This is a genomic window from Kitasatospora sp. NPDC001547, from assembly GCF_042894165.1.
Taxonomy (GTDB): domain Bacteria; phylum Actinomycetota; class Actinomycetes; order Streptomycetales; family Streptomycetaceae; genus Kitasatospora.
The window spans coordinates 352,275-378,192 of the sequence record NZ_JBIAVL010000002.1 but is presented as its reverse complement, the minus strand read 5'-3'; the positions used below and the strand labels follow the sequence as shown (position 1 = coordinate 378,192).

The 25,918-nt window shown below is 76.9% G+C and carries 21 protein-coding genes, 1 other RNA gene and 1 riboswitch; of the genes, 12 read left to right on the top strand and 10 right to left on the bottom strand.

Features of this window, described 5'->3' with window-relative positions; translation table 11 throughout:
* Nucleotides 1–18: 18 nt before the first annotated feature.
* From rnpB to ACFY0X_RS04470, 3 genes are all read right to left on the bottom strand, one after another.
* Nucleotides 19–416: RNase P RNA component class A (gene rnpB / locus ACFY0X_RS04480), an RNA gene on the bottom strand.
* Between the two features lie 13 nt (nucleotides 417–429).
* Nucleotides 430–1,944, bottom strand: a complete 1,515-nt coding sequence (locus ACFY0X_RS04475) for an MFS transporter (protein WP_387748674.1) — start codon at nucleotides 1,942–1,944, stop codon at nucleotides 430–432.
* Between the two features lie 78 nt (nucleotides 1,945–2,022).
* On the bottom strand, nucleotides 2,023–3,489 hold the full coding sequence (locus ACFY0X_RS04470) for an RNB domain-containing ribonuclease (protein WP_387748672.1): 1,467 nt from the start codon (nucleotides 3,487–3,489) through the stop codon (nucleotides 2,023–2,025).
* A gap of 264 nt (nucleotides 3,490–3,753) precedes the next feature.
* Between ACFY0X_RS04470 and yaaA the strand changes: the two genes are divergently transcribed.
* Nucleotides 3,754–4,539: a peroxide stress protein YaaA gene (yaaA, locus tag ACFY0X_RS04465; protein ID WP_387748670.1), complete on the top strand. Its 786-nt coding sequence runs from the start codon at nucleotides 3,754–3,756 to the stop codon at nucleotides 4,537–4,539.
* An 18-nt stretch (nucleotides 4,540–4,557) separates the two neighbouring features.
* On the opposite strand, the gene ACFY0X_RS04460 is transcribed toward yaaA, so the two are convergent.
* Genes ACFY0X_RS04460 through ACFY0X_RS04450 form a run of 3 tightly spaced genes read right to left on the bottom strand, consistent with a single transcriptional unit; the run spans nucleotide 4,558 to nucleotide 7,299 of the window.
* Entirely contained in the window at nucleotides 4,558–5,691 is a 1,134-nt protein-coding gene (locus ACFY0X_RS04460) for a bifunctional RNase H/acid phosphatase (RefSeq protein WP_387748668.1), read from the bottom strand.
* Nucleotides 5,692–5,695: 4 nt separating this feature from the next.
* Nucleotides 5,696–6,439, bottom strand: a complete 744-nt coding sequence (locus ACFY0X_RS04455; RefSeq protein WP_387748666.1) for a zinc ribbon domain-containing protein — start codon at nucleotides 6,437–6,439, stop codon at nucleotides 5,696–5,698.
* A gap of 23 nt (nucleotides 6,440–6,462) precedes the next feature.
* Nucleotides 6,463–7,299 (bottom strand): Nif3-like dinuclear metal center hexameric protein, encoded by an 837-nt coding sequence (locus ACFY0X_RS04450; RefSeq protein WP_387748664.1) that lies wholly within the window; start codon nucleotides 7,297–7,299, stop codon nucleotides 6,463–6,465.
* A 542-nt stretch (nucleotides 7,300–7,841) separates the two neighbouring features.
* Between ACFY0X_RS04450 and ACFY0X_RS04445 the strand changes: the two genes are divergently transcribed.
* The 3 genes from ACFY0X_RS04445 to ACFY0X_RS04435 all read left to right on the top strand — a co-directional run bounded on the left by ACFY0X_RS04445 (nucleotide 7,842) and on the right by ACFY0X_RS04435 (nucleotide 12,223).
* On the top strand, nucleotides 7,842–9,581 hold the full coding sequence (locus tag ACFY0X_RS04445; RefSeq protein ID WP_387748662.1) for a hypothetical protein: 1,740 nt from the start codon (nucleotides 7,842–7,844) through the stop codon (nucleotides 9,579–9,581).
* Nucleotides 9,578–11,569: an alpha/beta fold hydrolase gene (locus ACFY0X_RS04440; RefSeq protein WP_387748660.1), complete on the top strand. Its 1,992-nt coding sequence runs from the start codon at nucleotides 9,578–9,580 to the stop codon at nucleotides 11,567–11,569. Before ACFY0X_RS04445 ends, ACFY0X_RS04440 begins: the two co-directional genes overlap by 4 nt.
* Before the next feature lie 480 nt (nucleotides 11,570–12,049).
* Nucleotides 12,050–12,223 (top strand): hypothetical protein, encoded by a 174-nt coding sequence (locus tag ACFY0X_RS04435; RefSeq protein WP_387748658.1) that lies wholly within the window; start codon nucleotides 12,050–12,052, stop codon nucleotides 12,221–12,223.
* Between the two features lie 161 nt (nucleotides 12,224–12,384).
* Here the strand turns inward: ACFY0X_RS04435 and ACFY0X_RS04430 are convergent, their stop codons facing one another.
* Nucleotides 12,385–13,467, bottom strand: a complete 1,083-nt coding sequence (locus tag ACFY0X_RS04430) for an alcohol dehydrogenase catalytic domain-containing protein (RefSeq protein WP_387748656.1) — start codon at nucleotides 13,465–13,467, stop codon at nucleotides 12,385–12,387.
* 163 nt (nucleotides 13,468–13,630) lie between these two features.
* Between ACFY0X_RS04430 and ACFY0X_RS04425 the strand changes: the two genes are divergently transcribed.
* The 5 genes from ACFY0X_RS04425 (at nucleotide 13,631) to ACFY0X_RS04405 (ending at nucleotide 19,371) form a co-directional block, all read left to right on the top strand.
* Nucleotides 13,631–15,055, top strand: coding sequence for a M48 family metalloprotease (locus tag ACFY0X_RS04425; RefSeq protein WP_387748654.1), 1,425 nt, complete (start codon nucleotides 13,631–13,633; stop codon nucleotides 15,053–15,055).
* 210 nt (nucleotides 15,056–15,265) lie between these two features.
* The gene (locus ACFY0X_RS04420) at nucleotides 15,266–15,919 is read left to right on the top strand and encodes a class I SAM-dependent methyltransferase (RefSeq protein ID WP_387749281.1); all 654 of its coding nucleotides are present in this window, start codon (nucleotides 15,266–15,268) and stop codon (nucleotides 15,917–15,919) included.
* Between the two features lie 129 nt (nucleotides 15,920–16,048).
* Nucleotides 16,049–17,266: a hypothetical protein gene (locus tag ACFY0X_RS04415; protein ID WP_387748652.1), complete on the top strand. Its 1,218-nt coding sequence runs from the start codon at nucleotides 16,049–16,051 to the stop codon at nucleotides 17,264–17,266.
* Between the two features lie 7 nt (nucleotides 17,267–17,273).
* Nucleotides 17,274–18,296, top strand: coding sequence for an N-acetylmuramoyl-L-alanine amidase (locus ACFY0X_RS04410; RefSeq protein WP_387748650.1), 1,023 nt, complete (start codon nucleotides 17,274–17,276; stop codon nucleotides 18,294–18,296).
* A gap of 187 nt (nucleotides 18,297–18,483) precedes the next feature.
* Nucleotides 18,484–19,371, top strand: a complete 888-nt coding sequence (locus tag ACFY0X_RS04405; protein WP_387748648.1) for a hypothetical protein — start codon at nucleotides 18,484–18,486, stop codon at nucleotides 19,369–19,371.
* A 72-nt stretch (nucleotides 19,372–19,443) separates the two neighbouring features.
* Here ACFY0X_RS04405 and ACFY0X_RS04400 read toward each other — a convergent pair whose 3' ends face one another.
* The 3 genes from ACFY0X_RS04400 to ACFY0X_RS04390 all read right to left on the bottom strand — a co-directional run bounded on the left by ACFY0X_RS04400 (nucleotide 19,444) and on the right by ACFY0X_RS04390 (nucleotide 22,690).
* Nucleotides 19,444–20,505, bottom strand: a complete 1,062-nt coding sequence (locus ACFY0X_RS04400; protein WP_387748646.1) for a prenyltransferase — start codon at nucleotides 20,503–20,505, stop codon at nucleotides 19,444–19,446.
* The gene (locus ACFY0X_RS04395; protein WP_387748644.1) at nucleotides 20,502–21,245 is read right to left on the bottom strand and encodes a class I SAM-dependent methyltransferase; all 744 of its coding nucleotides are present in this window, start codon (nucleotides 21,243–21,245) and stop codon (nucleotides 20,502–20,504) included. Before ACFY0X_RS04395 ends, ACFY0X_RS04400 begins: the two co-directional genes overlap by 4 nt.
* Before the next feature lie 134 nt (nucleotides 21,246–21,379).
* A complete protein-coding gene (locus ACFY0X_RS04390; protein WP_387748642.1) occupies nucleotides 21,380–22,690 on the bottom strand; it encodes a glycosyltransferase family 4 protein in 1,311 nt (436 codons plus the stop codon).
* Nucleotides 22,691–22,922: 232 nt separating this feature from the next.
* On the opposite strand from ACFY0X_RS04390, the gene ACFY0X_RS04385 reads away from it, so the two are divergent.
* The 3 genes from ACFY0X_RS04385 (at nucleotide 22,923) to ACFY0X_RS04375 (ending at nucleotide 25,916) form a co-directional block, all read left to right on the top strand.
* Nucleotides 22,923–23,543, top strand: coding sequence for a TetR family transcriptional regulator (locus ACFY0X_RS04385; RefSeq protein WP_387748640.1), 621 nt, complete (start codon nucleotides 22,923–22,925; stop codon nucleotides 23,541–23,543).
* A gap of 147 nt (nucleotides 23,544–23,690) precedes the next feature.
* A riboswitch (cobalamin riboswitch) is annotated at nucleotides 23,691–23,761 on the top strand.
* Between the two features lie 113 nt (nucleotides 23,762–23,874).
* Entirely contained in the window at nucleotides 23,875–25,128 is a 1,254-nt protein-coding gene (locus ACFY0X_RS04380; protein ID WP_387748638.1) for a hypothetical protein, read from the top strand.
* On the top strand, nucleotides 25,128–25,916 hold the full coding sequence (locus ACFY0X_RS04375) for an SCO2322 family protein (protein ID WP_387748636.1): 789 nt from the start codon (nucleotides 25,128–25,130) through the stop codon (nucleotides 25,914–25,916). Before ACFY0X_RS04380 ends, ACFY0X_RS04375 begins: the two co-directional genes overlap by 1 nt.
* Nucleotides 25,917–25,918: the final 2 nt, after the last annotated feature.

Genomic DNA, 25,918 nt, shown 5'->3' with positions numbered 1-25,918 from the left:
GCGGAGGGGGAAAGGGGGCGGAAGAGTCGGCCTGTACGCCGGGTTCTGTCTCCCGGGTTGCTCGCGCGGCCCGGGGAGGCGGCCATCCATCTAGGGCTGCCGTTGCCGACAGCCTCGTGCGGTCCACCCGCGGACTCGGGCGAGCAGCCTTCAGACGTCCGCGCACGGTGCCCGAGGGCACCGATCTTGACCTTGCTCCAGGTGGGGTTTACCTAGCCGGCCGGGTCACCCCGGTCGCTGGTGGTCTCTTACACCACCGTTTCACCCTTACCCACCACGCGAAGCGGTGGGCGGTCTGTTTTCTGTGGCACTGTCCCGCGGGTCACCCCGGGTGGGCGTTACCCACCACCCTGCTCTGTGGAGCCCGGACGTTCCTCGGCGGGTCTGGGACCCGTCGCGACCGCCCGGCCGGCTCTTCCGCCGTAGTGGTCATCGTAGCCGCTCGGGCGGCGCCTCCCGCACACCGGCCCGGACGGCCGGCGGCTCGGCGCCGAGTCGGGCGGCCACCCGGGCCGCCGTCGCGCCCGCCCGGTCGGTGGTGGTGGCCAGGCCGAGGGCGAGGACGGCGCCGCCGAGGCCGACCAGGATCCACCAGCCGGCGTGGCTGGCCGGGGCGAAGCCGGTCGCCACCGGCCCGACCACGGCCGAGGTGACGACCGTGCCGATCACCGCCACGCCCAGCGACTGGCCGACCTGACGGCTGGTCGAGGCGACCGCGGCCGCCACGCCCGCCTGGGCGCGCGGCATCCCGGCGACGGCGGCGTTGGTGACCGGCGCGTTCACCAGGCCGAAGCCGAAGCCGAACAGCCCGTACGCGGCCAGCAGCAGCGCCGGCGGGGAGTCGGCGGCGAGCCGGGTGAGCAGCAGGCCGCTCGCGGCGAGGCCGAGCCCGGACGCGACCAGCGGCAGGCGCGGGCCCCGGCCGGCGACGATCCGCCCGGACAGCGGCGCGCAGACCAGCATCATCCCGGCCATCGGCAGCGTCCACAGGCCGGCCTCGACCGGGCCGTAGTGGCGGACGTCCTGGAGGTAGAGGGTGTTGAGGAAGAGGAAGCCGCCGAGCGCGGCGAAGGCGCAGACCGCGGTGACGGTGGCGCCGGTGAACGGCGCGCTGGCGAAGAACCGCGGGTCCACCAGCGGCTCGGCCACCCGCCGCTCCCAGAGCGGGAAGGCGGTCAGCGCGGCCACGGCGGTCGCGGCCAGGGTGAGGATCAGCGGGGAGGTCCAGCCGTTGGCCGGGCCCTCGATGATCGCGGCGGTGCCGCAGCCGAGCAGCACGATCATCAGCAGCTGCCCCACCGGGTCCAGCCGGCGCGGCCGGGGCGCGCGGGACTCCGGGACGTAGCGGGCGGTCAGCGCGATGGCGACGAGCGCCACCGGGACGTTGATCAGGAAGATCGACGGCCAGCCGGCGCTGTCCACCAGGAAGCCGCCGAGCAGCGGGCCGAGCGCCATCGAGATGCCGACCACGCCGCCCCAGACGCCGATCGCCCGGGCCCGTTCCTTCGGGTCGGTGAAGGTGTTGGCGATGATCGACATCGCCACCGGGTTGAGCATCGAGCCGCCCACCGCCTGGAGCGCCCGGAACGCCACCAGCCAGCCCAGGCCGGGCGCCTGGCTGCACAGCAGCGAGCCCAGCGCGAAGCAGACCAGGCCGGTCTGGAACACCCGGCGGCGGCCGAAGCGGTCGGCCACCGAGCCGAACAGCATCAGCAGCGAGGCCAGCACCAGGGTGTAGGCGGCGGTGATCCACTGCAGCCCGGACGCCGGGGCGTCCAGGTCGCGCTGGATCACCGGCAGGGCGATGTTCACCACGGTGTTGTCGAGGCCGACGATGAACAGGCTCAGGCAGCAGATCGCCAGGACGAGCAGGCGATGGCGGCGCCCGGGGGCTGGCGCGGGCGCGGGCGCGGCGGCGGCGGCGCGGGACTGGGGGTCGGGCACGGACCGATCCTCCCACCGCGGGGCGGGCCGGGGCGGATGGGCGGCGCGTCCGGGTGGCGCGTCCGGGTGGCGCTCCCCTTACGGTGGCGGCGCCTGGACCGCGGTGAAGCGGACGGTCCGGGTGAGCGGGTCGGCCGTCGTCAGCCGGACGTCGATCACCCGGCCGAGCGGCAGCCCGCCGGCCGGTCCGTCGCAGCGGGCCCGGACGGCCGGGTCGCGCAGCTGGACGGTGCCGGAGCCGGGCCGCTTCCCGTCCACGTCGACGACCACCGCGGCGAAGTCCTCGCCCTCCCGGCCGGCCAGCAGCTCCGCCTCCACCAGGTCCACGCAGGCCCGTTCGACCTCTCCGGCGCGGCGGTCCCCGCTCGCCATCAGCGCCGGGAGCGCCGGCAGCGCCTCGCGCGCCCAGTCCGGCACGTCCTCCCCGGCCGCCACCGCCGCGCAGACCTCCTGGGCGAAGCGGTCGCCGAGCCGGCGCAGCGGCGCGGTGCAGTGCGCGTACGGGGCGGCGAGCGCGGCGTGGCCCGGCTCGGCGGGGGCGGGCAGGCCGCGGGACTCGTCGAAGGCGTGGTAGCCGGCGCCGCGCAGCAGACTCGCGCAGGCGTTGAGGAAGGCGGCGTTGAGCGGGACCTCCGGGTCCAGCGAGCGGATCAGCTCGGGGTACGGCACGGCCTGCGGCCAGTCGACGTCCAGCGCGGCGGCGATCCGGCGCAGCCGCTCGTACCCGGCGGCGGGCGCGGCGGGCAGGGTGCGCAGCAGGCCGACGCCGGCGTCCAGCATCAGCTCGGCCGCCGCCATGCCGGTGAGCAGGGAGATCTGGGCGTTCCAGCCGTCGGCGGGGCCGGGGGCGCGGTAGCCGAGGACGTAGCCGTGCAGGGTCTCCTCGACCTCCTGCTCCGGCACCGGCAGGCTGATGCCGCCGCGGGCGCGCTCCTGCTCCTCGCGCAGCCGTCCGACGGTGGCGAGCAGGCCGAGCTGCTCGTCGGCGCCGCCGACCGCCACCGCGCGCTCGACGGCGGCGTAGTCCAGGCGGCGGTGCGAGCGGACCAGGGCGCGGCGCAGGTCGGCCAGGACGACGGCGCCGTCGGCGTCCAGGTCGAGCTGCCAGAGCAGGGCGGGGCGGGGCTCGCCGGGCAGCAGGCTGGCGGCGTCCTCGGAGATCCGGGCGGGGTGCAGCGGGACCCGGTGGTCGGGGAAGTAGAGGGTCTCGACCCGGCGGCGGGCCTCGGTGTCGATCGCGCCGCCGGGGTGGACGAAGGCGGCGACGTCGGCGATCGCGTAGTGCACCCGGTAGCCGCCGCCGGGGCGGTGGGCGAGGTGCATGGCCTGGTCGAGGTCGCGGGAGCCGGGCGGGTCGACGGTGAACAGCGGCAGGTCGGTGGCGTCGTGCTCGGGCAGCCGGGGGCGCTCGGCCGCCTCCTCCGCCTCGGCGAGCACGGCCTGCGGCCACTCGGTGTGGATCTCCAGGCGGGTGCGGAGCTCGGCCAGCTCGGTGTTGATCCGGGCGGAGTCGGCGGCCTTGACGCGCAGTTTTCGGCGAGGCATGCCCGCCAGGGTAGAGCGGGACCGGGTGGTTCCGGACGGAGGCTCAACGCCCGGTGGGGACTTCGAACCGCGCCGCGCTGGTGCCCGGGCGCGCGGCGTCGGGCGCGGGAGGTGCGCGGCGTCGGGCGCGGCAGGTGCCCGAGCGCGCGGCGTCGGGCGCGGGAGGTGCGCGGGCGGGAGGTGCGGAAGGCGCGCGGCGGGGTGTGCGCGGCGGGCGCAGTAGGGTTGCCGGGTTCGTCCGCACACGTTGTTGAGGAGTCCGCTGTGCTGGTGCTTTTGCCGCCCTCGGAGGGCAAGGCCGGGTCCGGGGACGGCGGGCCGGTGGCCCTGGACCGGCTGTCGCTGCCCGGGCTGACGGCGGCGCGCGGCGCGGTGCTGGAGGCGCTGGTGGACCTGTGCCGGGGCGACGAGGACACCGCCGCCGAGGTGCTCGGCCTCTCCCCCGGCCTGCGCGGCGAGATCGCCAAGAACGCCGGGCTGCCGACGGCCGGCGCCCGCCCGGCGGGCGAGGTGTACACCGGGGTGCTGTTCGACAACCTCGGCCTGGCCACCCTGGACACCGCCGCGTACGACCGGGCGGAGCGCTCGCTGCTGGTCTTCTCCGGTCTCTGGGGCGCCGTGCGGATCTCCGACCGGATCCCGTCCTACCGCTGCTCGATGGGCGTCAAGCTCCCGGGGCTGGGGGCGCTCGGGCCGTACTGGCGGAGCGCGACGGCCTCCGTGCTCCCCGAGGTCGCGGACGGGCTGGTGCTGGACCTGCGCAGCTCCGCCTACGCGGCGGCCTGGAAGCCGGCCGGCGAGGTGGCCGCCCGGGCCGCGACCGTCCGGGTGCTCCAGGAGCGGAACGGCAAGCGCACCGTGGTCAGCCACTTCAACAAGGCGACCAAGGGGCGGATCGTCCGGGACCTGCTGGTCACCGGTGCCGAGCCGAAGACCCCGGGCGAGCTGATGGACGCCCTGCTGGAGCTGGGCCACCGGGTGGAGCCGGCGGCGGAGGGCACCGCCCGCAGGCCGTGGCAGCTGGACGTGGTGGTCACCGACGTGCACTGACCGGCTGCCCCGGCGGGGTCAGCGCAGGTGCGAGGTGTCGTTGAGCAGCCGCAGCGAGGCGTTGCCGTCCGCGTAGTACTGGACGGCGCAGACCGAGGCGGCGGCCAGCTCCATCCGGTACATCGAGTCCGGCGGGGCGCCGAGCGCCAGCCGGACCAGGGTCTTGATCGGGCTGACGTGCGAGACCACCAGCACGGTCTTCCCCGCGTACCGGGCGAGGATCTTGTCCCGGGCGACGCCGACCCGGTGGGTGAGCGCGGTGAAGCTCTCCCCGCCGCCGGTCGGCCTGGCCTTGGCGGAGCCCAGCCAGGCGGTCAGGTCGTCCGGGTACCGCTCCCGCACCTCGGCGAAGGTCAGGCCCTCCCAGTCGCCGAAGTCGACCTCGCGCAGCCCGTCCTCGTACCGGACCTCCAGGCCGAGCCGGGCGGCGACGGTCTCGGCGGTCTGCCGGGTGCGGCGCATCGGGGAGGCGACCACCGCCTGGACGCTGCCGCGCGCGGCCAGCGCCTCGGCGGCCCGCTCGGCCTGCCAGCGGCCCTTGTCGGAGAGCTCCGGGTCGGTGCCGCCGCTGCCGGAGAACCGCTTCTCCGGGGTGAGCGGGGTCTCGCCGTGGCGCAGCAGGACGAAGGTGGTCGGGGTGCCGAGGTCGGCCGGGGCGGCCCAGCCGGCCTTGGGGGCGGCGGTCTCCAGCGGGGGTTCCTCGACGGCGGCGGCCGGCTTGCGGGGCTCCCACGCGCGCCCGGCCTTGCCCGCGTCCATCGCCTCGTTGGCCAGCCGGTCGGCGTCCTTGTTCCGCTCGCGCGGGATCCAGGTGTACGTGACCCGGCCGCGCGGGAAGACGGTGCGCGCCTCGGCGGCGAGCGGCTGCATGCCGGGGTGCTTGATCTTCCAGCGCCCGGACATCTGCTCGACGACGAGCTTGGAGTCCATCCGGACGTCCACCGAGGCGTCCGGGTCCAGCTCGCGGGCCGCCTCGAGCCCGGCGATCAGACCCTTGTACTCGGCCACGTTGTTGGTGGCGTGGCCGATGAACCCGGCGGCCTCGGCGACGATCTGCCCGGTGTCCCCGTCCCGGACCACCGCGCCGTAGCCGGCCGGCCCCGGATTGCCCCGGGACCCGCCGTCAGCCTCGACGATGAAGCGCGCCGTCACCGGCTCAGACGCCCGAGTCGGAGGTGCGGACCAGGATCCGCGAGCAGTTCTCGCAACGGACCACCTTGTCGGCCGGCTCGGCCTTGATGGCGTTCAGCTCGGTGATCGAGAACTCGGTGCGGCAGCCCTCGCAGCGGCGCTGGTAGAGGCGGGCCGCGCCGACGCCCCCCTGGGTCTCGCGCAGCTTGGCGTAGACCTTCAGCAGGTCGGCCGGGATGACGGCGGCGATGGTCTCGCGGTCGCGCCTGACCTTGTCGGCCTCCGCGTCGATCTCGGCGAAGGCGGCGTCGCGGCGGGCCTCGGCCTCCTTGAGCACGACGGTGGAGTGCTCCAGGCGGGCGGACAGCTCCTCGACCCGGGTGACGGCGCTCTCCTGGCGCTCCATGATCTCCAGCACGACCTCCTCCAGGTCGCCCTGGCGCTTGGCGAGCGAGCCGATCTCGTGCTGGAGGTTCTCCAGGTCCTTCGGCGAGGTGATCGCGCCGGAGTCCAGGCGCTGCTGGTTGCGGGCGGCACGGGAGCGGACCTGCTCGACGTCCTGCTCGGCCTTGGTCAGCTCGCGGGCGGTGTCGCCCTTCTGGGCCTCGGCGGCGACGACGAGGTCCTTGAGCGCGGTGTGGTCGGCGGTGGCCTTCTCGATCTCGGCGTGCTCGGGCAGGCTCCGGCGCCGGTGGGCCAGCTGGTCGAGCTTCGAGTCGATGGCCTGGAGGTCGAGCAGGCGGATCTGGTCGGCGGGCGCGGCGTTCAAGCGGGGAGCTCCTGTGAATCGGGTCAGGCGGTGAAGGACATGGGGGCGTGCGCGGTCCACGGGTCGGTGACCCGGTGGGAGACCTTGGTCTCCACGGTCCAGCCGCGCTTGTCGGCGGCGGCCCGCAGGGCCCGCTCGGCCAGGGTGAGCCAGGGCCACTCGGTGGCCCAGTGGGCGGCGTCGAGCAGCGCGACGGGCGCCGCCTCGGCGGCCTCGGAGGCCGGGTGGTGACGCAGGTCGGCGGTCAGGTAGGCGTCCACGCCGGCCGACCGGACGTCGGCGAAGAAGCTGTCGCCCGAGCCGCCGCACACCGCGACCCGGCTGACCAGCCGGTTCGGGTCGCCGGAGACGCGGACTCCGGCGGCGGTGGCCGGCAGGCCCTTCGCCACCTGGGCGGCGAAGGCGGAGAGGGTCAGCGGAGGCTCCAGCAGGCCGATCCGGCCGGTGCCGCGGCGGCCCAGCGGGTCGGTCGGGTCCGGCACCAGCGGGCCGGTCACCCGCAGGCCCACCGCTTCGGCGAGCGCGTCCGAGACGCCGGGGTCGGCGTGGTCGGCGTTGGTGTGGGCGACGTGCAGGGCGATGCCGTTGGTGATCAGCGTGTGCACCACCCGGCCCTTGAAGGTGGTGGCGGCGACGCTGGTGGTGCCGCGCAGGTAGAGGGGGTGGTGGGTGACCACGAGGTCGGCGCCCCACTCCACGGCCTCGTCGACGACCGCCTGGACGGGGTCGACGGCGAACAGGACGCGGCCGACCTCGGCCTGAGGGTCTCCGCAGACCAGGCCGACGGCGTCCCAGGACTCCGCCCACTGCGGCGGGTAGACCTCGTCGAGCGCGGTGATGACGTCGGACAGTTTCGGCACCTGTCGAGACTACCGTGCGCGCGGGGGCGGTCGGGCCTCGGCCGTTCGGCAGGCGGCCGGGGGATCCCTCGCGGCCGTTCGGACGGGGGAGCTGCGGACGTACGGGTGCGCGTCAACCCGCGGCGGGCGGCGCCCGGCCGGGCCCGCGCGCTCCGTACCCGGCCGCGCGCCGGGCGGCCGTTACTCACAGCAGGGTTCTCGCACGAATTCGAAACCACGCCTTGATCACCCTTATGAGTGAAGTGACCGGCTCTGCGTTGAGGCGCCGGTTGGCTCGAAAGTAACTTCACTCCTGCGAACGGGAGTTGCCCTGGCGGCAGCCACGACCAGGGGTCGGGCGGCCACCGCGCCGGGCCGGACGGGATCCGGCCGAGCGCTCCCGCCCCGGGGCGGCGCCGTCGCTCCCCCCGGGAGGACCGATCAGGCCGGGCCGCCGACCGGGTGCCCCGAGCAGTGGGTACCCGGGCGGCGGCGGAGACGAAGGGATGTGGTGGCGGATGGGAGCGGGCACATCGCTGCGTACGGCCGGGCGCGGAGGAGCGGTGGGGCGCGGAGCGGGCGCGGAGGGTTCGTGGCCGAAGACGGCGCGGGCGGCCCTGTCCGGCGCCGGAGGCCGGGGAGACGGCGGCGGCTGGGACGTCACCGTCGGCGGCTTCTGGTGCACGGCCCGGCCGTCCGGGGCTCCGCCGCTGCCGGAGCGGGGGTGGCAGCTCCGGGTGAGCGCGGCGCCGGCGGCGGGCGAGGCGGTGCTCTCGGCGGTGGTCCGGGTGCTCGCCGCGGACCCGTGCGGCTTCCGGTTCGCCGCCGGGCAGGAGTGCCTGAGCGTGCTCGACTCCGGTACGGACGAGCCGGGTTCGACGGGCGCGTTCATCACCGTCCACCCGGCGGACGATGCCCAGTTCCAGCGGCTGGCGGCCGAGCTGGACCGGGCCACCGCCGGGCTGCCGGGGCCGGTGCTGCCCGCCGACCGGCCGTACCGGGCCGGGAGCCGGGTGCACTACCGGTACGGCGCGTTCGCGCCGCCGGCTGAGCCGGGCGACGACGGGGAGCACCGCCCGGTGCCACGCCGGCCGGGCGGGGAGCGGGGCGAGGACGCGCGCGGGAGGTCGTACCGGACGCCGGGGCGGGGTCGGCTTCCGTTCGGCGCTTCGGGTGCGGAGGCGGTTACGGCCGCGGGCGCGACGGCGGGCGCGACGGCCGGCCCGGGTACGGCCGCGGGCTCGGGCGCTGCCGCGGCCGCCGCACGTCGGCGCCGGGGCGGAGCGCTGCCGGCCGGGCGGTACGCGGTGACCGCCGTCGTCCGGCAGTGCGCGCAGGGCGGGGTGTTCCTCGGCCGGGAGGCGTCGGGCGGCGCCGAGGTCGTGGTCAAGCAGGCCCGGGCGCACCCGGCGGCCGGCCGGGCCGGCGCCGACGCCCGCGACGCGCTGCGGCACGAGGCCGCGCTGCTGGCCCGGCTGGCGGGGCAGGGCGTGGCGCCGCGCGCCGTCGAACTGATCGAGCAGGAGGACTCCGTCTTCTTGGTGCAGGAACGAATCGCCGGGCAGCCCCTGGACGGCTGGGTGGCCGCCCGGCTGCGGCGCGACGACGGCCCGGGCGTCGACTGGGCCGAGGCCGGACCGGTGGCGCACGGCCTGCTCGACCTGGTCGAGCGGGTGCACGCCCAGCGGCTGGTACTGCGCGGCCTCTCCCCCGGCAACGTCATGGTCCGCCCGGACGGCACCCTGCGGCTGGTCGGCCTCGGCCTCGCCGTCGAGACCGGACGGCCCGCCGGCCCGGCCGGCACCCCCGGCTACCGCGCCCCCGAGCACGGGCCCGGCCGGCTCGCCCCCGCCCGCAGCCGCGTCGCCGACCCGGCCGTCGACCTGTACGCGCTCGGCGGGCTGCTCTTCCTGCTGGCCACCGGCCACGACCCGCTGCTGCCGGAGGACCTCCCGCGGGCCCGTCCGGTCCCCGAACGCCTCGGCCGCTGGCTCGCCCTCGCGGCCCGCACCGGCGGGACGGCGCGCCGGCTGGCGCCGGTGGTCCTCGGGCTGCGGGCCGAGCAGCCGCGGCAGCGGTGGGGGACGGCCCGGGTACGGGCGGCGCTGCGCGAGGACTCCCCGGGCCGCACCGACGCCACCCGGCCCGGCGGCAACCCCGGCACCGCCTCCCGCTCCGACGCGGCGGGCCCGTCGGCCGTCCCGCCGCGGCCGCGGCTCGGCGGCCCCCGGCGCCGGCCGGCCCCCGCGCCACCGGCCGTACGCCGGTCCCCGTCCGACACCACCGGGGTGAGCGGAGCATGAACGTGGCCACCCGCACCATGACCCAGGCCCTGCGCCGGCTGGGCTTCGCCTTCGCCGCCGACGGCAGCCACGCCGCCTGCCTCGCCTCCTCCGCCGACAGCGGCTGGTACGTGGAGAGCTGGCGGCTGCCGCAGGACGGCGGTCCCGCCACGCCGACCGCCCTGCCGCTGCCCGGCAACCGCTCGGAGAGCCCGCGCTCACAGCTGGTCGCCCTGCCGGACGGCTCGGTGCTGGCCTGCCGGCACGACGGCGAGCGGCACGACCTGGTCCGCCTCCACCCCGGCGAGCACGGCACCGTGGAGCAGCCGTCGGGCTCGCTGCGGATGGCCGGGCTGCGGGTCCTGCCGCTCCCGGTCCGGGCCGGGGCCGGCCCGCGGACGCCGGTGGCGGTCGCGCTCGGCAGCGACACCCGCCCGGCGACCACCGTCTGGCTGGTGCGCGCGGACGGCAGCGAACCCGAGCAGATCGCCGAGCTCCCGGGGCTGCACGGCGGCGGCACCTGGCTGGACCGTACCGGGGCGCTGCTCGCGCTGGACCGGGTGCACGCGGGCCGGGTCCGCAGCGTGGTGCTCGACCTGCGCGGCGGCTCCGCCACCCCGCTGCTGGAGATCGGCCCGGACAGCAACGACCGCCTGGTGCTGTTCGACCCGGACAGCCGGTTCGCGATGGTGCGCAGCGACGCGCCCGGCACCGACCGGCTCGGCTGGGGCGTCCTCGGCGCCGGGGAGCCGCTGCGGTTCCCGGAGTGCCTGCACGTGGCGGGCATGCTCCTGCGGCCGGCCGCGCTGCGGGTGGCGGCGGACGGCCCGCGGGTCGCGGTGCAGATCGACCACGGCGCGGGCTCGGCGCTCGCCCTGTGGCGGCCCGCGGCCGGGCGGCTGGACCGGCTGCCGGTACCGCCCGGACGGCTCGGCGCGGTCGGGCACTGGGGCGAGGCGGGACTGCGGCTGCCGTACTCCTCGCCCGACCACCCGACGGCGCTGGCCACCCTCGACGTGGACGCGCTGCTGGCGCACGGCCCGCTGCCGGCCGCCACCGGCCCGATGCCGCTGCCGCTGCAACTCGCGCCGCTGGCCTCGGGCTTGCCCGGCCCGTGGCGGGACACCGTGCCGCCCTGGCAGCCCGGCGGGGTGCGGCCGGTGAGGGCCGAGCCGCCCGGCTGGCGGCTGGACGGCAGCACCCCGCCCGGGGACGGCGGCCGCTGGCAGCCCGCGCAGAGCCTCGAACTGGCGGGCCCGGCCGGCCCGTTGGAGGCCGTGGTGTACGGCGGGGACGCCTGGCTGAGCAGCCCGCACCTGGTGCTGGCGCTGCACGGCGGCCCGGCGGACGCCTGGCGGCTGGAGTTCGACCCGGCGCTGCAGCGGATGGCCGCCGAGGGGCTGGCGGTCGTCGCGCCGAACCAGCGCGGCTCCACCGGCTACGGCGTGGCGCACGCGCTGGCCATCCGGGGCGCCTGGGGCGGGCCCGACCTGGACGACGTCCTCCACCTGCTGGACGGCATCGCGGGCCAGCGCGCCGCCCTCGGCCTGGAGCCGCCGGCCCTCTTCGGGGTCAGCTACGGCGCCTTCCTGGCGCTGCTGGCGGCCGCGCACGCACCGGCCGAGCAGGTCGCCCGCTGCGCGGTGGTCGCGCCGTTCCTGTCCGGTGCCCGGCTGCTGGCCGAGGCGGCGCCGCCCGTGGGGGCGCTGACCACCCGGCTGGGCGGCGGCGAGCCGATCGCCGACGCCCGCGGACCGCGCGACGTGCTGCGGCTCGCGCACCGGCTGAGCGCGCCGCTGCTGGTGGTGCACGGCAACCGGGACGAGGTCGTGCCGGTGAGCCAGTCCCGGTCGCTGCGGCACGAGCTGCTGCGGATCGGCCGGGTCGAGGGCGAGGACTTCCGCTACGTGGAGGCGGCCGGCTCCGGGCACGAGGTGCTCGCCGACGAGGGCGCCGCCGTGCTGCACGAGCTGCTGGCCGCGTTCCTGCGGACCGGTCGGCCGGGCTGATCCGCCGCCCGCGGCCCCGGACGGTCGGCGCCCCGCTCGGCTGGGGCCCGGCGCGGCCCGGCGGAACGGCTGGGGCTCGGCGGCCCGGCTGGGGTCCGAACGGCCCGCACGGCTTGCTGGGCGATCCGGGTGAACTCTCCGCACCCGGGCGCCAGTTGCCGGCCCCGGTACGGACCGGCGCGTCCCCCGCCCCGGCCGCGGGTACCGGGCGGGACGGCCTGCCGTCCGGGCGCCGCCGCGCGGGAGCCGGGCCGGGCGGAGTGCCGCCGCCGGCCCGCTGCCGGGCCCCCGACCACCCCGGGACTCGCGTGATGATCTCGATAGGATCTCGCCCGCCCCGGCCGTTATGGTGGCCGGGGCACGGGCCGTGATCACCGGCCCGGGCGCGTACCGAGCACCCGATCGGGGACCCGACCGTGCGCCACCGGCGCCGGCCGGGCGCCGATGACCCGCACCCTCCGCACGGAAAAGACGATTCTCATGTCCGACACCCTCACCGACACCACCGGACCCGCGGTCACCGGGACCGACGCCGACGAGAAGACGGCCAAGGTCACCGCGTCGCACGGCCGCCACCGCGGTGGCTCCGCCGCCGACGACCGCCCGGAGTCCGACCCGCACGGCCGCCACCGCGCGGCCGGCGCGCGGGGCTGACCGCACCGGCACCGGGGCACCGGGGCACCGCAGAGCGGGCACCGCACCCGAGGGCCCGCCGGGAGAGTCCGTACTCTCCCGGCGGGCCCTCGGCGCATCCCTGCCCCCTGGCACCCCGGGCCGCGACGCGGAACCCGCGACCCGCGAGGCCCGGTCCGCCGTCAGTCCATCGTCACGACCGTCCGCAGCGCCTCGCCGCTGCGCATCTGCGCGATCGCCTCGTTGACGTCCGCGAGCCCCACCCGGTGGGTGACCATGCCGTCGAGGTCCACCCGCCCGGCCCGCCAGAGGTCCACGACCAGCCCGATGGTGCGCGCCACCGTCGCCCCGCCGTACAGCGACGGCAGCAGGCGCTTCTCGTTGAAGAACAGCTCGCCCATGGTGAACTGCGCGAGGTCGTCCTGCGCGCCCGCGCCGATGACCACCACCGCGCCGCCGCGCCGGGCGGCCTCGTAGCCGGCCCGGACGGTGGACGCGCGGCCGACGGCCTCGAAGACGTGGTCGAAGCCGCCGCCGGGCAGCCTCTTGGCCACCGCCCTCAGCTCCTCGGGCGCGATCGCCTCGGTGGCGCCGAAGGCCAGGGCGCGCTCGCGGCGCGAGGCGACCGGGTCGACGACGGTGATCCGGGCGGCGCCGCAGACCCGGGCGCCCTGCACGGTGGCCACGCCGACCCCGCCCGCGCCGATCACCGCGACCGAGGCGCCGGGCTCGACCCGGGCGGTGTTCACCGCGGCGCCGATGCCCGTGGTCACCCCGCAGCCGATCAGCGCGGCGGCCTCGTACGGGAGGTCGGCGGGCACCTTGACGACGGCGTTCGCCGCGACCACGACCTCCTCGGCGAAGGCGCCGGTGCCGTAGAAGCCGGAGGCGTCCAGCCCACCCCCGGCGATCCGGAACCCGGGGGCGCCGAGGCCGCGCAGGCTGGCGACGCACAGGTGGCCGCGGTCCCGCCGGCAGTGGTCGCAGTGGCCGCAGGGGGCCATCCAGCAGAGCACCACGCGGTCGCCGACGGCGAGGCCGGTGACGCCCTCGCCGACCTCCACCACGTCCCCGGCACCTTCGTGCCCGGGAACGAACGGGGCGGGCTGCGGCAGCACGCCGCTCATCGCGGAGAGGTCCGAGTGGCAGAGACTGGCGGCGCGCATCCGGACCCGTACGGTGCCCGGCCCGAAGCCCACGGCCGTCACGTCCTCGCGGACGTCGAGGGTCTCCTGGCCGGTCTTGTGCAGGACGGCTGCGCGCATGGTGCTGCTCCCGGGGTGCCTGGTGTGTTCCTCGGATCCGACGGTCGCGCCGATTCTGGCACGGGCGGCGCGGCGCGACTAGAACGCGTTCCACAACGTCCGACCGGCAGGACTGTACGAATCCGCTGTCCTTCCAGTGCCGGACCACGCCATGATCACCGACGTGTCGACACCTCCGCTGACGTCCCCGCCGACGTCCCCCGCGCAACCCGCACAGCCCGCAGAGTCCTCGGAGTCCGCCCACGGCGCGCCCTGCCCCCGCTGCGGTGAAGCGCTGACCGCCGATCCGCGCTTCACCGCCTGGTGCCCGGCCTGCGACTGGAACCTGGTCCCCGGCCAGGACGCCGCCCCCGGACCCACCCGGCGCGAGCGGGCCGCCGCCGCCCGCTCCGACCGGCTGTTCGAGGAACAGGCCGACGGCCGGCCCTCCCCCACCGCCCGCCGCGACTGGCTGCTGGCCTCCGCCGCCGCCGGCCTGGTCCACCTCCTCACCCTCACGCTGTTCTGCCTGGGTGCCTGGCTGCTCGTCACCGGCACCACCGTGCAGCGCTGCATCGGTGCGGTCGTCCTGGTGATCGACCTCGCGTTGCGGCCCCGGCTGGGCCGGGTGCCGCGCGACGAGACCGTCCTCGACCGCGCCGCGGCGCCGGCGCTGTACGGGCTGGCCGACCGGGTGGCCGCCGAGATCGGCGCCGCGCCGGCGCACGTCATCCTGGTCACCGACGACTTCAACGCCTCGTACGGGCTGGTCGGGCTGCGCCGCCGGCCGGTCCTCACGCTCGGCCTGCCGCTCTGGGAGACGCTGGACGACCGGCAGCGGATCGCCCTGCTCGGCCATGAGTTCGGCCACCACGTCAACGGCGACCACCGGCGCTCGTTCTGGCTGCACAGCGCGGTCTCGGCGCTCGCGGCCTGGTACGCCATGGCGCGGGGCGGCCGGGGCCGCGGCTGGGGGACGTCGGTCGAGTCCGGTGATCCGGGCCCGCGCTTCGACGGAACGCCGTTGCTGATCAAGCTCGGTGCGATCATCGGCATGGCCCTGATGCGGGCGGTCGCCTGGCTGATGTACCAGGGCCTGCTGCTGTTCGACCGGCTCACCTCCCGGGCCGGCCAGCAGGCCGAGTACCGCGCGGACGCCCTCGCCGTCCGGGTCGGCGGCAGCGAGGCGGCCCGCGGCATGCTCGCCGCGCTCATGCTGGGCGGGCCGGTGGGCACCGCCGTCGGCCGGATCCGCGCCGAGGAGCGCCGGCGTCCGCGCGTGGTCCGGCGCGGCCGGGGCCGCGGCGCCGGGCCGTCCGAGCAGGGCGCGAATCCGGTGCCGGCCGCCCCGGAGCTGCTCTGGGACCGGATGCGCGAGCACCTCGCGTCCGTCCCGGCGGCCGAACACGAGCGCCTGCTCCGGCTGAGCGCCCGCGACCGGGCCGCCGTGGACTCCTCCCACCCGCCGACCCACCTGCGGATCGCCCTGGTCGACCGCGCCGGGGCCCGGCCCGCCGCCGTCACGGCCACCGCCGCCGAGACCGGGGCGATCGCCGCCGAGCTGGCCCCGCACCGCACCCGGATCGCCACCGACCTGCTCGCCGGCTGAGCCCGTGCCGGACGGGAGGCCCGGCCGCGCGCTTCCGGCCGCCACGTCCGCGCGGCACCGGACGCCCGGCCGCGCCACGGGACCCCCGGGCCGTGGCCCGCGGCCCGGCACCGCGCGGCCCGGCACCGCGCGACCCGGCGCCACCGCCCCCGCTACCGTCGAGTAGGGTCCGTGCACGTCCGTCCCCCGCCCACCCCCGAGGAGCACCACATGTCCGACCTGCTGCTGAGCGCCGAACCGGCGCCCGAGGTGCTGGCGGCGTTCGAGGGGGCCACCGGTTTCATGCCGGTGGACGAGGGGCTCGCGCTGTACGCGGCGGCGGTGGCGGCGGCCCGGGCCACCGGCCTGCCGGTGCTGGAGATCGGCACCTACTGCGGCCGCTCGGCGATCCTGCTCGCGGCGGCGGCCCGGGAGGCCGGGACGGTCGCGCTGACCGTCGACCACCACCGCGGCTCGGAGGAGCAGCAGCCCGGCTGGGAGTACCACGACCCGACGCTGGTCGACCCCGAGGTCGGGCTGATGGACACCCTGCCGCGGTTCCGCCGCGCCCTGCACGCCGCCGGGCTGGAGGAGCACGTGGTGGCGCTGGTCGGCCGCTCGCCGCGGATCGCCGCGCTGTGGGGGCGCCCGCTGGGCCTGGTGTTCATCGACGGCGGCCACACCGACGAGCACGCGACCGGCGACTACGAGGGCTGGGTGCCGCACCTGGCGCCGGAGGGCCTGCTGGTGGTGCACGACGTCTTCCCGGACCCGGCGGACGGCGGCCAGGCCCCGTACCGGGTGTACCTGCGGGCGCTGGCCGAGGGCTTCGAGGAGGTCTCGGTGACCGGCTCCCTGCGCGTCCTGCGCCGCACCGCCCGGTAGCCCGTCCGGTCCCGCCGCCCCGCGCCGGTGCCCTAACGTCGTGCCGGGGCTGCCGGGCAGGGGTTCGAACGGTACGGTGGCGCGCAGCACCAGGCAGAGCATCGGCGGACGGTGGGGGCCAGCAGCGACATGACGGACCAGCAGAACAGCGCTCCGGCGGTCTGGGACCCCACCGCGCGCGGCGGCGCCGGCGGCTGGGTGCGCGGCCCGCAGCGTCCGGCCGACCCGCAGCCCGCCCCGGGCGCCCCGGCCCCCGCCGACCAGCCGGCCGCCGAGCCCCTGCCGCCCGCGACGCCGGAGTCCGCCGCCCGCCCCGGCCCGATGGCCCCGCCGCCCGCGCCCGGCGGCGTCGGCGACCAGGGCCCGCCGCTGGGCGCCCGCCCGTACCTGGCCGCCTCGCCCGGCTACGACCCGCCGACCGCCCGGCTGTTCCCCGGCGCCACCCCGCCGCCGCCGGCCGCCCCGCCCGCGGCCACGCCGTTCCCCTCCCACGCGGGCCCGCAGGCCCGGGCGCCGCAGCAGGCGCCCGGCCACGACTACCTCCTGCGGCCGCCCGCCGCCCCGCCGCAGCCCCCGTACGGCCGGCCCGACCATCCGACCGGCCCCGGGGACGAAGCGGACCGGCCGGCCAACCGCAGGGCCCCGCTGCTGATCGGCTTCGCGGTGCTCCTGGTGCTGGCGATCGGCGGCGGCCTGCTGTTCGCCGCCCGGAGCGGCGACGAGGAGGACCGGGCCGCTCCCGCCCCGACCGCCGCCCCGGCGACCGGCTCCGACAACCTGCCGCCCGCCCCCGCGCCCACGGGGACGGACGGCGCGCCGAGCGCCGCCGCGAGCGCGTCCGGCGCCCCCGCCGGCACGCCGTCCCCGACCGCGACCGGCCCCGGTCCGGGCGCCAAGGCCCAGGCCCAGGCGCTGGACAGCCTGCTCAGCGAGGGCGAGAACGCCAAGGCCCCGATCGGCAGCGCCGTCGCCAAGGTGACCAGCTGCCCGCCCAAGGCCGACATCGAGAGCGCCGCGCAGACCTTCGACAACGGCGCGACCCAGCGGGCCGCCCTGCTGACCAAGCTCTCCCAGCTGACCGTCACGGACGTGCCCGGCGGTGTCGACGCGGTGAACTCGCTGAAGTCCGCCTGGCAGCTGTCGGCCGACATCGACAAGGCGTACGCGACCTGGGCGCGCGCCGTCGCCGCCCAGGGCTGCACCGGCAGGGCCCCGGCCACCCCGGACAAGAAGCGCGCGGACGAGCTCAACCCGCAGGCCACCCAGGCGAAGACGGACTTCATGAACAAGTGGAACGCGATCGCGAAGAGCTACGGTCTCACTCCGCGCACCCAGGACAGGATCTGACCGACCCGTGACCGGTTCCGCCCCCCGACCGCCCCGCCGCTCCGCCCTGCTGCGCGCCACCACGGCCGCGGCCGTGGCCGTTCCGCTCTGCACCGCGGGCTGGTTCGGCTGGCGGGCCCTCGACCACTCCGATCCGGCGGGCGCCTCGGCGACCGCGACCGCGGCGGCCGCCCCGGCTGGCCCGGCCACGACGGCCCCGACGGCCACGGACCGACCGGGCCCCGCCGACGGGACGACCGCCCCGCCGCTCAGCCCTCCGGTCGCGCCGCCGCCGTCCACCGCGCCCGCCGCGGCGCAGACCCCGCCCGCCGGTGGCGCCGGCACCGCCACCAGCCTGGCCGGCCGCACCGTCCTGCTCGACCCCGGCCACAACCCGGGCAACTCCGCGCACACCGCCGAGATCAACCGTCGGGTGGACATCGGCAACGCCCGCAAGGAGTGCGACACCACCGGCACCGAGACCGACGCCGGCTACACCGAGGCCGAGTACACCCTGGACGTCTCCCGGCGGGCCCGCGCCATCCTGGCCTCCCGGGGCGCCACGGTGGTGCTGGTCCAGGACGGCGACCGCCCCTGGGGCCCGTGCATCGACCAGCGCGCCCGCGCGGGCGCCGACGCGCACGCCGACGTCGCGCTCTCGGTGCACGGGGACGGCGGCCCGGCGGCCGGCCGCGGGTTCCACGTGATCATGCCCGGCCGGGTGGTCGCCGGAGAGGCCGACACCACGGCGATCGTCGAACCCTCGCACCGGCTCGGCCTCCTGCTGCGCGACCGGTTCCGCGCCGCCACCGGCGAGCCGTACGCGGACTACGTCGCCGAGGACGGCCTGGACACCCGCTCCGACCTGGGCGGTCTCAACCTCTCCACCGTCCCCAAGGTGTTCATCGAGTGCGGTAACATGCGCAACTCGACGGACGCGCAACGGATGACGGACCCTCAGTGGCGCCAGCAGGCGGCCCAGGGGATCGCCGACGCACTGACCGCGTTCCTGACGACCCAAGAGAAGGCCGAAGAGCGACACGGGAGTTGAACCGCACACCCCCGGAGGACGACGCTCCGCCCGGACCGCACGGTTTGCAACGACTTCGCCCCATTCCCGGTCCCGCCGTGCACCGGCAGGACGGTTGGGCCTAGGCTTCTGGTCCGTTCGGGAGTTTCGGCCGGTCGGCCCGACCGCACGAATTACCGTCCACGACACGTCAACGAGGGGAACGTTAGTGAATCTGCGCGCTCTCACCAGGGGAGACGCCGCCGTCGCAGGCGCGGCCGTCCTGCTCTTCATCGCCTCCTTCCTGCCCTACCTGACCGCTGACTGCAGCGGCCGGTTCTGTGCGGACGCCTCAAAGAACGCGTGGAGCACGGACCTGTTCCCCGTCCTGCCCTCGATCTACCTGCTCGGCATCGTCGCCGCCGTGCTGATCCTGGTGCAGCGCTTCCAGGGCCAGGCCGCGACCAACCGTCAGGTGCTCGGTCTGCGGCTGGACCAGTGGGGCATCGCCTTCTCCGTCGCGGCGCTGTGGACCTCGGTCTGGTCGCTGGGCGCCAGCCCCTACGGTTCGAGCGTCAGCCACGGCTTCGGCGCCTGGCTCGGCTTCATCGCGCTGATCGTGCTGGCCGGCGCGGCCGCCGCGAGCCCCCTGGTGCCCGCCCTGAAGGCCCCGCTGGCCTCCGACCGCCCGGCGGCCGTCCCCGGCCAGTACGGCTACCCGGGCCAGCCCGGCCACCCGGGCGCGCCCGGCCAGTACGGCTACCCGGCCCAGAGCCAGGACCCGGCGTACGGCGCCGCCCAGGGCGGCTACGGCTACCCGGGCGCCGGCCAGCCGCAGCCCGGCCAGCCGGTCCAGGCCGCCCAGCCGCACGATGCCGCCGCCCCGGCCGCGCAGCAGGCTGCCGCCCCGGCGTCGGACTTCCAGCCGTTCTGGTTCGCCGTCCCGGCGCCGCGCCAGCTGGCCCCGAAGGACAACCCGGCCGGCGCCCCGGTCGGCGAGGTCGTGCCCGGTACCTGGTACCTGGCCGTCGAGCAGCGCGGCGCCGCGCTGGTCGCGCAGCTGCCGGACGGCAGCCAGGGCGTGCTGGCCGACACCACGGGCATCCAGCGCGGCTGACCTCCTCGGACGCACACCGCGAAGGGGCGGGACCGGTTCTCCGGTCCCGCCCCTTCCGTCCGTGCTCCCGGCTCAGCAGCAGTCCTGGACCACCAGCCCGGCGGGCAGCTGCTCCCCGCCGAAGACCGCGACCGTGGCCGGGTCCCCGCCGAGCGCGGCCACCGCGAGCAGCAGCGCCCCGGCCGTCCAGGTGGTGCGCTCCTCCGGCCAGATCGCGTCGTCCTCGAACACGTACCCGGTCCAGTACGAGCCGTCCTCGTGCCGCAGGTGCTTCTGGATCCAGCGCAGGATGTCCACCGCGCGGTCGGACTGGCCGATCGCCCAGAGCGCGAGGGCCAGCTCGGCGCTCTCCCCGCCGGTCACCCACGGACGGTCGCTGACGCAGCGCACGCCGAGGCCGGGGACGACGAAGCGCTCCCAGTCCCGCTCGATCCGGGCCAGCGCCGCCTCGCCGCGCAGGCCGGTGCCGAGCACCGGGTAGTACCAGTCCATCGAGTAGCGGCCCTTGTCCAGGAACCGCTCGGGGTGGTGGGAGACGGCGTGCCCCAGCCGGCCGGCCGCGAGCTCCCAGTCGGGCTGCGGCTCCTCCAGGTACTCGGCGACGGCCAGGCCGCAGCGCAGCGCGTGCAGGATGCTGGACGAGCCGGTGAGCAGCGCCTCGTCGGTGGCGGCGCCGTCCTCGTCGACCCGCCAGGCGATCGGGCCGCCCGGCAGCCGCAGCCCGACGATGAAGTCCAGGGCGCGCCGGACGACCGGCCAGATCCACTCCAGGAAGGCGTCGTCGCCGGTGCTGAGGTGGTGGTGCCAGACCCCGACCGCGATGTACGCGCAGAAGTTGCTCTCCTTGGCCCGGTCGGTGACCACGCCGTCGGTGTAGGCCGCGTACCAGGAGCCGTCCGGGTTCTGGGTGGCGGCGAGCCAGCGGTAGGCGGCCTCGGCGGCGGCGTGCTCGCCGGCCGTGTCGAGGGCCATCGCCGCCTCGGTGTGGTCCCAGGGGTCGAGGTGGTGCCCGGCGAACCACGGGATGGCGCCGTCCGGGCGCTGCTCGGCCAGGATGCTGCGCACGGTGTCGGCGGCCTGCTCGGCGTCGAGCACCCCGTCGAGCAGCAGCACCTCGGGGACGGCGGCGGTCATGCCGCCCCGCCCGGCGCGCGGTTGGGCTTGGCGGCGTACGCCACGAAGCTCTTGCCGATCACCGGGTTGAGCGCCCGCTCGGCGGCCTTGGTGAGACTGCTGATCACCGGGGTGCCGACGATGTCCCAGACCAGCAGCTTGTGGTACGCCTTGACCGGCAGCGCCTTGTCGTTGTCCACGCCGACCGCGCACTTGATCCACCAGTACGGCGAGTGCAGCGCGTGCGCGTGGTGGGTGCCGTACGGCTCCAGGCCGGCGTCCTTGAGCTTGCCGAGCAGCTCGTCGCCCCGGTAGATCCGGATGTGGCCGCCCTCGACCTCGTGGTACTCGTCGGACAGCGCCCAGCAGATCTTCTCCGGCAGCCAGCGCGGCACGGTGACGGCGAGCAGGCCGCCCGGCTTGAGAACCCGGAACATCTCGTTGAGCACGCCCTTGTCGTCCGGGATGTGCTCCATCACCTCGGAGATGATGATCTTGTCGAAGTACTCGTCCTCGAACGGCAGCGCCAGCGCGTTGCCCTCCATCGCGACCGCCGACGCGCCCTCCGGGGCCTCACCGGCCTGCTCCATCGCCGCGAACCACTTCGTGACCTCGGCGATCTCCTCGGCGTTCTGGTCGAGGGCGATCACGTTGGCGCCGCGGCGGTAGCACTCGAACGCGTGCCGGCCCCCGCCGCAGCCCAGGTCGAGCACCCGGTCGCCGGGGGCGAGCGGGAAGCGCGAGAAATCGACGGTCAGCACTGCTGGACTCCCATTCCTATTGCTACCAAGCGTCCTTGACGCTTCGTCAGGCCTTGTTTCGGCACGTCGTGCTGCGCCGGACGGACCCGACCCGCCGTCACCGGCCGGGCGGCCGACCGGCGACCCGGCACCGCCTAGGCCACGTACCGCCAGCCCGGCCCCGAGCGGGCCCGGGCGCCGGCGCCGGTGGCGATCGCCGCCCGGTAGGCCTCGGCGGTCAGCTCGGCGGCCCGCTCCCAGGTGAACCGGGCGAGCACCCGCTGCCGTCCGGCCGCGCCGAGCCCGGCCCGCAGCTCCGGATCGTCCAGCAGCCGGCCGAGCGCGGCGGCCAGCGCGTCCGCCTCCCCCGGCGGCACCGCCAGGCAGGTCTCCCCGTCCGGGCCGGCCACCTCGGGGATCGCCCCGCCGGTGGTGGCGACCAGCGGGGTGCCGGTGGCCATCGCCTCGGCGGCGGGCAGCGAGAAGCCCTCGTAGAGCGAGGGGACGCAGGCGACCTCGGCCGAGCGGTAGAGGTCGACCAGCTCCCCGTCGGTCAGCCCGCTGCGGAACTCGATGTGCTCCGCCAGCCCGAAGCGGCGCACCGCCTCGGCCACCGGCCCGTCGTCCTTCTGCGGCTTGCCGACCACCACCAGGTGGGCGTCCCGCTCGGTGCGGACCTTGGCGAGCGCCTCGACCAGGAAGACCAGGCCCTTCAGCGGGACGTCCGCGCTGGAGGTGGTGACGATCCGGCCGGGGACGCGCGCGGTCCGCGCCGAGGGCGACCAGAGCCGGGTGTCGGCGCCGACCGGGACCACCGAGATCGCGCCCGGCGCGACGCCCAGGTGCTCGGCGATCTCGCGCTGCGAAGTGCCGGAGACGGTGATCACGTGGTCCAGCCGGGCGGCGACCCGGCGCTGCATCCGGGTGAAGGCGTACCAGCGGCGCAGCGAGAGCCGCTTGACCCGGGTGGTGGCGGCGTCCAGCTCCAGCCGCCGGTCCACGGTGATCGGGTGGTGGATCGTGGTGACCAGCGGGAAGCCGTGCCGGGCCAGGCCGAGCAGGCCGTAGCCGAGGGTCTGGTTGTCGTGCACCACGTCGTAGCGGCCCTTGTGGGCGGCCAGGTACCGGCGGGCGCGCAGCGAGAAGGTGAGCGGCTCGGGGAAGCCGCCGGTGCGCATGGTGGCGAACTCCAGCAGGTCCACCGGGCCGCGGAACTCGCCGCGGGCCGGGGTGCGGAAGGGGTCGTCGGCGCGGTAGAGGTCCAGGCTGGGCAGCTCGACCAGGCGCACCGAGCCGGGGCCCTCGACCTCGTCCAGCACCGGGAAGGGCTGGGCGCCGATCACGTCCACGTGGTGACCGAGCCTGGCCAGCTCCCGGGAGAGGTGCCGTACGTACACGCCCTGACCGCCGCAGAAGGGGTCACCGCGGTACGACAGCAGGGCAATCCGCAGCGGCTGCGCGGTCATCCTGGGCCCTCTTCTCTAGCTGCTATCGGTGCTGCCGGTCGTGCTTCCGGTCGCTAAAGTAGATCAGGTTTCAGTGGCCGGGGAACTCGTCGTCGACCACGTGAACAATGAGAGACCTCGAAGATACCGGCCCGTAGCTTTACCTCAGGAGCCAGGGCCGGTGATTCCCACCACGCCGGATCCTGCCGACCATGTGGAGCACCCCGCCACTCTCGCCCGCCCGGGAGCACCCTTGCCGCCACTCTCGCCTCCGACGACGCCGCCGCTCTCCCCGCCCGGCGAGCCGCCGCTGACCGCACGCCAGGCCGAACGGCGCCGGCGCATCCTGCGGGCCGCCACCGCGCTGGCGGTGCGGGGCGGGTACGAGGCGGTGCAGATGCGGGAGGTCGCGGAGAGCGCGCAGGTCGCCCTCGGCACCCTCTACCGGTACTTCCCGTCCAAGGTGCACCTGCTGGTGGCGGTGATGCTGGAGCAGTTGCAGGGCCTCCACGAGCACATCCGGCGGCACCCGCCGACCGACCCGGAACCGGCCCCGCGGGTCGCCGACACCCTCACCCGGGCCTTCCACGCGCTGCAGCGCGAGCCGCTGCTGGCGGAGGCGATGGTCCGGGCGCTGTCCTTCGCGGACCGCTCGGTCGGGGCCGAGGTGGACCAGGTCAGCGTCGCCACCGGACAGCTCATCCTGGACGCGATCGGCCAGTCCGGACCGCCCACCGAGAGCCAGCGCGCGGCGGTGCGGGTGATCGAGCACACCTGGCACTCGGCGCTGGTCGCCTGGCTCTCCGGGCGCGCCTCGATCGCCGAGGTCCGGGCCGACCTGCACACCGCGGCCCGGCTGCTCACGCTGCCGTGAGCGGCCGGCCGGGCGCCGCCGACTGGAACCTGTTCCTGCCGTGGCGGCCGGCTGCGCCCTGACGCGGCGGCGGCTGGACGCTTCCGGCGCCGCGGCGGCTAGAGTCGACGGGCAGCACAACTCCATCCCGCTCCTCCCCCGGGGAAAGCCGGTGCGAATCCGGCGCTGACCCGCAGCCGTGAGTCCGGCGCCGCCCTCGGCCGCCCGGGCGAGTCGGAGCGCCCGGGGGCGGGGCGAGCGGCCAGGCCGGACGCACCCGCCCGGCACCGTCGAGGACTACGGAACGGCCCCGCCCGGGCCACCACCGCTCACCGAAAGGCACACCCGCACCATGCTGACCGCCGCCCGCCTGGGCGCCGCCGCCCTGTCCGCCGCGCTGCTCACCGGCCTCGCCGCCGGGCCGGCCCTCGCCGACAGCCCCGCGCCGACCACCGCCGCCGTCCCCGAGGGGCTGTACGGCAAGAGCGACCCGACGTACGACGGCGTCTGGCGTCAGTCGCTGGCACTCACCGCCCTGACGGCGGCCAAGGTGACCCCGGCCGACTCGGCCGTCGGCTGGCTCACCGGGCAGCAGTGCGAGGACGGCGGCTGGCCCTCCTACCGGGCGCCCGGCGCGGCCTGCGACCCGAAGACCGAGGACAGCAACGCCACCGCCGTCGCCGTCCAGGCGCTGGTCGCCCTCGGCGGGCACCAGGAGGCCGTCGACAAGGGCGTCGCCTGGCTCAAGGCCAACCAGAACGCCGACGGCAGCTGGGCCTACAACCCCGGCAGCCCGGGCGACGCCAACTCCACCGGCCTCGCCGTCAACGCGCTGTTCGCCGCCAGGACCGACCCGGCGGGCGTCGCCAAGGCCGGCCGGTCCGCCTTCGACGGGCTCGCCCTGTTCCAGCTCGGCTGCGCCGCCCCCGCCGACCAGCGCGGCGCCTTCGCCTACCAGCCCGACCCGGCCGGCGGCGCCCTCACCCCGAACGCCCTCGCCAGCGGCCAGGCCGCGCTCGCCGCCGGCGGCGGCCACCTGCCGGTCGCCACCTCGGTGCACGCCGACGCCGCGCCCAAGGCCCTCACCTGCGCCTCCGACGCCGCGGCCGCCGCGGCCCCCGTCCCGCACGCGGACTCCGGCGAGGCCGCCGGCGCCTACCTCACCGCCCAGCTCGCGGCCAACGGCGGCCACCTCAGCCTGGTCACCCCGGGCGCCGAGCCGAAGCCCGACTACACCGCGACCGCCTGGGCCGCCCTCTCCCTCGTCCAGAGCGGCCACCCCCAGCAGGCCGCCGGCGCCGTCGACTGGCTCGCCGAGGAGGGCGCCACCTGGACCAAGGGCGGCACCGACGCCGGCGCCACCGCCACCCTGCTGCTGGTCTCCCAGGCCGCCCACCGCGACACCGCCGCCCTGACCGGCCGGCTCACCGCCCTCGGCCCGGCGCCCAAGGCCGCCGCGGCCTCCGCGGCGGCGACGTCCGCCCCGGCGGAGAAGAAGGACGACGGCGGCATCGGCCAGTACTGGCTGATCGGCGTCGGCCTCCTCGTCGGCATCGGCGGCGGCCTCCTGCTCAGCCTCCAGCGCAAGCGCAACCCGCACCTCTGATGCGCCCCGCACCCCGCCCCGTACTCCTCCCCGCCCTGCCCCAGCGCGTCCTGCACCCCGCCGTCGGCGCCGCCCGGCCCGGCCGTGCGGCCCGCCGGCCCCGGCGGGCCGTCGCCGCGCTGCTCCTCCCCCTCCTCGGGGCGGTGCTGCTGGTCGTCTCCGCCGCGCCCGCGCAGGCGGCCGGGTACCGGTACTGGTCGTTCTGGCGCGGCGTCGAGGGCGGCGGCTGGACGTACCAGCAGCAGGGGCCCGCCGTCGCCGTGCCGCCGGACGGGTCGGTGGACGGGTGGCGGTTCGCGCTCAGCCCTGACGGCGGGCAGGACGCCGCGAAGCCGCGTACGGGCGGGAGCTTCGCGGAGCTCTGCGCGGGCACGCCCGCCCAGGAGGGGCGCAAGCGGGTGGCGGTCGTGCTGGACTTCGGGACCGCCGAGGACGCGGGTACGTCCGACGCCGGTCCGTCCAACGCCGGTCCGTCCGCCGCCGGTCCGGCGCCGGAGCAGCGCACGGCCTGCGCCAGCGTCACGCCCCGCGCCAGCTCGGCCGAGGTGCTGGCCGCCGTCGCCCCGCCGCTGCGCTACGACTCCAACGGGCTGCTGTGCGCCATCGCCGGGTACCCGAAGGCGGGCTGCGGCGACCAGGTCGCGGCGGGCGCCGCCCAGCCGGACACCGGCGGCGGCTCCGCCGACCACGGCAGCGGCCCGGACGTCGGCCTGATCGCCGGCGGCGCGCTGGTCGCCGTCCTCGCCGGCGGCGCCGTCTGGCAGGCGCGCCGCCGCCGTCACTCCTAGCC

Coding starts and splice junctions, on each gene's coding strand:
- ACFY0X_RS04470 (WP_387748672.1), bottom strand. CDS start 3,489: ATGCCTCGCCGAAAACTGCGCGTCAAGGCCGCCGACTCCGCCCGGATC.
- ACFY0X_RS04440 (WP_387748660.1), top strand. CDS start 9,578: ATGAACGTGGCCACCCGCACCATGACCCAGGCCCTGCGCCGGCTGGGC.
- ACFY0X_RS04435 (WP_387748658.1), top strand. CDS start 12,050: ATGTCCGACACCCTCACCGACACCACCGGACCCGCGGTCACCGGGACC.
- ACFY0X_RS04430 (WP_387748656.1), bottom strand. CDS start 13,467: ATGCGCGCAGCCGTCCTGCACAAGACCGGCCAGGAGACCCTCGACGTC.
- ACFY0X_RS04420 (WP_387749281.1), top strand. CDS start 15,266: ATGTCCGACCTGCTGCTGAGCGCCGAACCGGCGCCCGAGGTGCTGGCG.
- ACFY0X_RS04415 (WP_387748652.1), top strand. CDS start 16,049: ATGACGGACCAGCAGAACAGCGCTCCGGCGGTCTGGGACCCCACCGCG.
- ACFY0X_RS04400 (WP_387748646.1), bottom strand. CDS start 20,505: ATGACCGCCGCCGTCCCCGAGGTGCTGCTGCTCGACGGGGTGCTCGAC.
- ACFY0X_RS04390 (WP_387748642.1), bottom strand. CDS start 22,690: ATGACCGCGCAGCCGCTGCGGATTGCCCTGCTGTCGTACCGCGGTGAC.
- ACFY0X_RS04380 (WP_387748638.1), top strand. CDS start 23,875: ATGCTGACCGCCGCCCGCCTGGGCGCCGCCGCCCTGTCCGCCGCGCTG.
- ACFY0X_RS04375 (WP_387748636.1), top strand. CDS start 25,128: ATGCGCCCCGCACCCCGCCCCGTACTCCTCCCCGCCCTGCCCCAGCGC.